The organism is Rhodanobacter spathiphylli B39, assembly GCF_000264295.1.
GTDB classification, from domain to species: Bacteria; Pseudomonadota; Gammaproteobacteria; order Xanthomonadales; family Rhodanobacteraceae; genus Rhodanobacter; species Rhodanobacter spathiphylli.
In genome coordinates, this window is record NZ_AJXT01000067.1 from 1 (window position 1) to 4,313 (window position 4,313).

Below are 4,313 nucleotides of genomic sequence, written 5' to 3' on the forward strand. Positions count from 1 at the left end.
GGAAGACACCGACGCGGTGAACAAGGGCCAGCTGGATGCGGCGATCACCAGCGTGTCCGATGGCCTGGGTGATCTTGCCGACAGCGCGGTGACCTACGACGACGCCAGCAAGGAGCAGGTCACCCTGGCCGGTGCCAACGGCACCAGGCTCAGCAATCTGCAGGCCAGCGACGTGGCGGACGACGCGGCCACGGTAGGCCAGATCGCCGACGTGCTCGGCGCATTCGGCGGAGGCGCAATGCTGCAGGCGGGCGGTGGCATCGTCATGCCGAACTTCGCGATCCAGGGCGGCAGCTACGACAACGTGGGCGACGCGCTGGGCGCGCTCGACCTGGCACTGTCCGGTGCGTTGAGCAGCATCAACGGCCTGGATGGGCGCCTGACGGCGGTGGAGCAGGCGCAGGCCGCTGGCGATGCCACGAGCGCACGCGTGGCGGTGGATGGTGCCAGCGATGGCAGCGATCCGGCCACCGTGGCGCAGGGCTCCAAGGGCGTGGCCATCGGCTCCGGCGCAGCGGCGGGCGGCAGCTACGGCACGGCCGTGGGCGGCGACAGCTACGCGGCGGGCCCGAACGACACCGCGATCGGCGGCAATGCGAAGGTGAATGCCGATGGCAGCACCGCGGTGGGTGCCAATACCACGATCGCGGCGACGGCGACCAACGCGGTGGCGGTCGGCGAAGGCGCATCGGTGAGCGCGGCGTCGGGTACGGCGATCGGCCAGGGCAGTTCGGTGACCGCCGAAGGTGCGGTGGCGCTGGGCCAGGGCTCGTTGGCAGACCGGGCGAATACGGTGTCGGTGGGCACGGCGGCTAGCACCCGCCAGATCACCAACGTGGCGGCTGGTACGCAGACCACCGACGCGGCCAACCTGGGCCAGGTGCAGGAAGCCTTGGTCACCGCGAAGGGTTATGCCGATGTGGGCGACCAGCAGACGCTGAGCCAGGCGAATGCCTATACCGACCAGAAGACCGCCGGTTTCGTCAGCACCAGCGATCTCAGTTCGCTGCGCAACGAAGTCAACGGCCGCTTCCACACGGTCAACCAGCGGCTGAGCCGCGTCGGCGCCATGGGAACGGCGATGGCGCAGATGGCGTTCAGCACGCAGGGCATCGATGCCAAGAACCGGCTCGGTGTCGGCGCAGGCGCCTACGGTGGCCAGGCGGCGCTGTCGGTCGGCTTCTCGCGTCAACTGTCGCCCAAGGCCAACCTGACGTTCGGTGCGGCGGTCAGCGGCAACGAGACGTCCGGTGGTGTCGGCCTGGGCGTCGGCTGGTAAACCCGGCGACCCGGTTCACCGGGTCGCGTTCAAAAAAACCGGCGCCCTCGTGGCGCCGGTTTTTTTAGTGCCGTGGAAATCCACGGCGTGCATCGGACTGGCACGCGGCTCGCGTTTCGCGTTTCGCGTTTCTCGCGCGCGATCTTAATCCCGTTGCGGAGGAATGGGTGTGCGCATTTTCGCCTTGTGCCAACGCCCCGACGGGCGTCTCGCGAGCGGAATGCGATCACGCGCGCGAAGCGCATTATCTTGCGATTCGCCCGGGTTCGCCGCGCCAGGGTGGACTGCCGCCACCGTCCAAAGATGAGTCGCGTCGAGGCCTTTGGCGTATTCCATTGCTCCGGGACAGGAGCGCGGAAGCGACCATGCGTCGCATTATATTTCGATTATCTGTCGATTATTCGTAATTACTTTCATAAATCCTTCGTACTGCGAATTTTTCGCATTGACACTCTTTCGGAGCGGTCATTAGCGTCGGCGCGTCGTCAACTCCCGAGGGAGTGCGAATGACATTCCGTCCAGATCCGGCGACAGCCACCGGCTTTCGCTGATCCATCGTCCGAAAGGGGAAACTGATGCTCCAGAAGAAACTCGTCGGCGCCTTGCTCGCCGTCATGGGCGGCCTTGCGATGCCGCTTTGCATGGCTGCGACCCGCGTGGACGTCCACGCGCAGGCGCTCGGGAAAATCACTTCGTCGGCCATGGCCGCGCGGCTGAACCTCGGTACCGGCAACGCGTTCGTGCCGCGCAACCAGCTCAGGACCGCGCACGGCACGGTGAAGACCCGCGAGCAGCAGACCTATCTCGGCGTGCCGGTGTATGGCCGGCATCTGGTGGTGGAGCGCAATGCCTCCGGCGTTGTCCTGACGGCACGGGGTTCGGCGGAGCGCGACCTGGGTGCGCAGTTGCCGTCGGTGCATCCCCGCATGACCGCCTTGCAGGCGCAGGCTGCGCTGCAGTCCGCGCGCGGCCAGTCCGCGCTGGTGACCGACAACGCAAAGAGCCGTCTATACGTCTATCCGCAGGCGAATGGCCAGGCCCGGCTGGTCTATCAGACCTCCTACCTGGTGACCGTTCACGGCAAGCCGTCGCGACCGACCGCGCTGGTCGATGCCAACAACGGCCAGGTGATCCGCCAGTGGGAAGGCCTGACCGACGGCCGTCGTCCGCCGGGCGGAAGCACGACTCCGGTAGCCGTAGGCGCCACCGGTCCCGGTGGCAACGAGCTGACCGGCCTCTACGACTACGACAATTCCGGCCCGGGCCGGGAGCTGCTCGGCGCCCAGCGCGTGGGCAACACCTGCTATCTGCAGAACGATGAAGTGGCCACCTACAACCTCGCCGGCGGCCAGCGGGTTACCCAGTGGACGTTCGGTTGCAGCGGTTCCGATCCGGCAAACTGGGTGAGCTTCGGCGACAGCATCAACGGTGCCTACTCGCCGATCAACGACGCCCACCATTTCGGCGGCGTGGTGTACGACATGTACAACACGTGGTTCGGCAAGCCACCGTTGGAGAATGACGATGGCACGCCGATGCAGTTGCACATGTGGGTGCATTACGGCACCAACTACGAGAACGCCTTCTGGGACGGCAGCGAAATGATCTTCGGTGATGGCGACCAGTATTTCTTCCCGTTCGTGGTGCTGGACGTGACCGGGCACGAAATCAGCCATGGTTTCACCGAACAGCATTCAGGCCTGGAGTACGACGGCCAGTCCGGCGGCATGAACGAGGCGTTCTCGGACATGGCCGGCGAGGCAGTGAAGTTCTACGACCGCGGCAGCAACGACTTCATGGTCGGCGCCGACATGGTCAAGCCCGCCACGGTGCCCCTGCTGGGCATGGCGGCGCTGCGCGACATGTGCACGCCGAGCAACGACGGATTGTCGATCGACAACGCGGCCGACTACTACGACGGCCTCGACGTGCACTACTCCAGCGGCGTCTACAACCGCGCGTTCTGCACTCTGGCGCGGACCGATGGCTGGGATACGAAGATGGCCTTCGAGGTGTTCCACGACGCGAACGCGCTGTACTGGGGTCCCTCGGAAACCTACGACAGCGGCTCCTGCGGCGTGGAACAGGCTGCGGTCGACCGCAGTTACGCCGAGGCCGACGTTGCCGCCGCCTTCGCGGTGGTGGGCGTGACCTGCGACAACGTCCCCAGGTAAGCGCGGGACCTCGGCGCGCAGCACCCTCGGGTGCTGCGCGATTTTCGTCGCCGCATCGCCGCCATCCGCCTGGCTGCTGGTGGCCGCCGTCGACGAACAGGCAAAAGAACAACGTCAGCCGCGCGGCGCGATTCATCGCCGCCGCAGCAGCGCAGCCATAATCGGGAGAGGGCAATGAACAAGATTTACCGCAAGGTCTGGAATGCAGCGCTCGGAGCAATGGTGGTCGCATCGGAACTGGCGCGCGGCCGTGGTCGTGCCGCCGGCGTACGGCGCCAGTTGATCGTCGGCGTGCTCGGATTGGCATTGGCGCCGCTGACGGTCCATGCCCAGACGGCCGCCGCCACCTGCACCTACACGACCGACGGAACCAGCACCAGCGTGCCGGCGACTCCGACCGGCGATGGCGCCTTCGTCTGCGGTGTGGATGCGGACGCCAGTGGCAACAACGCCAGCGCGATCGGGTCCAATGCGAGCGCCACGGCGGACTCGGCCACCGCGCTTGGCGGCGCCTATGTCGACACCGACGGCACGGTCTACACCACCGAAGCGAGCGGTTTCGGGGCCACGGCGCTGGGCGCCGGCGCCGGCGCGGATGGCGCCGACAGCACTGCGGTGGGCGCGCTGGCGTACGCAACGGGCCAGGGCTCGTTCGCCGGCGGCAGCAATGCCGGTGCCGACGGCTACAACAGTGTGGCGCTGGGTGCCAACGCGCAGGCATCCGATCGGGGCAGCATTGCGATCGGCGGCGGCGACCCTGATCCGGACAACAACTACCTGGCCACCGAAGCACAGGGCGAGGGCTCGATCGCGCTCGGTTCGATCGCCGCGGCCGAAGGTCGCGGGGCGATGGCGCTGGG

General features: G+C 66.9%; 3 protein-coding genes. All 3 read left to right on the forward strand.

Features of this window, described 5'->3' with window-relative positions; translation table 11 throughout:
* A partial coding sequence (locus tag UU7_RS16815; protein ID WP_007810476.1) for a YadA-like family protein occupies positions 1-1,279 on the forward strand: 1,279 nt, incomplete at its 5' end.
* A 575-nt stretch (positions 1,280-1,854) separates the two neighbouring features.
* Positions 1,855-3,453 carry a M4 family metallopeptidase gene (locus UU7_RS16820; protein WP_007810477.1) on the forward strand — a complete coding sequence of 533 codons (1,599 nt, stop codon included), beginning with the start codon at positions 1,855-1,857 and terminating at the stop codon, positions 3,451-3,453.
* A gap of 174 nt (positions 3,454-3,627) precedes the next feature.
* Positions 3,628-4,313 (forward strand): ESPR-type extended signal peptide-containing protein (locus UU7_RS16825; RefSeq protein WP_007810478.1); only part of this gene is annotated, 686 nt, incomplete at its 3' end.